The following is a 1,863-nucleotide window of genomic DNA, read 5'->3' as shown; positions in this document are numbered from 1 at the left end:
GTCGATCTTCGGTTCCCAGATGTAGGCGGTATTGCTCTGGTAGATCCGTCCCAGCGTAAAGTCCAGGCCGTTTCGACCCGGCTCCCTATGTCCGATTCACTTTCACAATAATCAGGTTCACGATTACGACCATCAAGGCAGCCCCAACCGCTCCGCAGAGCAGGATATACCAAAACTCGTCCATGCCAGTTCCTCCGATGGCGCCGAAAAAGCCGCCGCCTAGGCCTGCCAATAGGCTGCCGATCATACTGCCTGGAATCTCCTTCACCATGACCCGCCAGCCGACCAAACCTATGATTATGCTAACTATTATCACTACTCCCATAGCGGGTATCCTCCTTTTACAAATTTATGTCCCTCCATCTCATCGGCCTCGGATCCAATCCCAAGTTTGGTAAACGATATGGGGTTTAGATTCCTGTGGATAGACCCAGACCGTGATGACCAGTGTTAAAAATACAACGATTCCCCATATCCAAGCCGTATGTCGGTTTTTAAGAAGCCGCACCGCCAGAACCCCTAATCCGATCACAATTAGATTCATGAAATACGTCTGAGGCACAGTAATGATTCGAGCCAGACCCGTATAAGGAAAAATAGCGAACAAAACAAACATCAGCACGGTACTCGGGATCAAGGCAGCCAAAATTACTTTCAAAACTCTCAGATTGTCAGCCATGTTACACCTCTTCCTAAAATATTATTAGTTATATACCCAAAACCTTCCGCTTCATCGATTTATTTTTATGCGAGTATGTAAAAGAAAGGACAGTTGCCTACTTGTTGCGGAAATACCGCCCTTATTCGGATTCGATGCCTACTTTGCTTTCGCTTTTGTGTGTGCTTCGCTTCATCTTTTAGAATTAAAAGTGCGCAATCTCTCCGTAAACTTGGCATTCTTTGAGTCCTCAGCGAATCGAATTCGTCAAATAATCGAAATCCAGCGCTATGCTTCTACCTGTGATTGGAATTGCCCAAACTGCCAATTAAGGCACGGCAATAGGAGATGGAATCATGCATATTTCCAAGTGTCATATACACATCTTAATCACATTGTGCTTCCCATTCACTTTCGAAGCTTTAGATATAAAATTATTTGCTTATTTACATTAATTATACTTAAAATATCATATAATAATTCCGAACTCATTTCCCCTTCTTAAGATTTCGTTTAACTCCTCTCGTGGTTGCAGATGATTTTCAGGAACGAGATTTTCAATCGAAACCAGTTCATAGGTTTGTAGTTTTTCTTGGTTTGAACGCAGCAGGCGAACACCTCCGTTCATTAAGATTTTACCTATTCATACCATTAGCATAGTGTCATCATAAACAAATTGAATACATTGATTACAAAAAGGCTGTCGAAAATTCCTCAACAGCCTACAAAAGATTTACACTTTTCTCAGTTCAACAATGAAATTTTTAGCGGTTTCGAATTTTATCCCAGACTTGCTGAACAATGTGCGGCTTGAACTCTTGAGGATATTTCCAGACTGTAATAACAAGAGTAACTATAATAACTATTACCCATATCGCAGTTAAATATCGGTAATGAAGCAAATGCATAGCTAATAAACCTAATGAAATCACCCCAACATTAAGAGCATAAGTTACAGGTGTAGTAATTATTCTTCCCAACCCTGTATAAGGAAAAACTTGAAAAAGAATCAGTAGTAAAACAGTACTTGGAGTTAGTGCTATTATAAACTCCAATAAAACATTCATTTTGCTCTATAGACTCCTCTGTTAATAATGGACCGTTAAAAACGCCATTGAATGCAGAATTTCCTTTTTTAATTTGACGAATTGTCAATCCAAGTGCAACAGTTCGTTTTGAAAAGATTCGTGTGTAGATCTCCAGCC

At 40.5% G+C, this 1,863-nt stretch carries 3 protein-coding genes; all 3 read right to left on the bottom strand.

The window, feature by feature from the left end:
* Positions 1–85: 85 nt before the first annotated feature.
* Positions 86–325, bottom strand: coding sequence for a hypothetical protein (locus QWJ34_RS26930; protein WP_302732225.1), 240 nt, complete (start codon positions 323–325; stop codon positions 86–88).
* A 39-nt stretch (positions 326–364) separates the two neighbouring features.
* Positions 365–679 (bottom strand): hypothetical protein, encoded by a 315-nt coding sequence (locus tag QWJ34_RS26925; RefSeq protein ID WP_302732224.1) that lies wholly within the window; start codon positions 677–679, stop codon positions 365–367.
* A gap of 743 nt (positions 680–1,422) precedes the next feature.
* Positions 1,423–1,725 carry a hypothetical protein gene (locus QWJ34_RS26920; protein WP_302732223.1) on the bottom strand — a complete coding sequence of 101 codons (303 nt, stop codon included), beginning with the start codon at positions 1,723–1,725 and terminating at the stop codon, positions 1,423–1,425.
* Between the last annotated feature and the right edge of the window lie 138 nt (positions 1,726–1,863).

The organism is Saccharibacillus sp. CPCC 101409 (assembly GCF_030518235.1).
GTDB lineage: Bacteria > Bacillota > Bacilli > Paenibacillales > Paenibacillaceae > Saccharibacillus.
Note: the sequence above shows the minus strand (reverse complement) of the source record. Positions and strands in the feature narration are given on the sequence as shown.

Bases quoted from the DNA above. Each gene is read 5' to 3' on its own strand.
- QWJ34_RS26930 (WP_302732225.1), bottom strand. From the start codon at position 325: ATGGGAGTAGTGATAATAGTTAGCATAATCATAGGTTTGGTCGGCTGG.
- QWJ34_RS26925 (WP_302732224.1), bottom strand. From the start codon at position 679: ATGGCTGACAATCTGAGAGTTTTGAAAGTAATTTTGGCTGCCTTGATC.
- QWJ34_RS26920 (WP_302732223.1), bottom strand. From the start codon at position 1,725: ATGAATGTTTTATTGGAGTTTATAATAGCACTAACTCCAAGTACTGTT.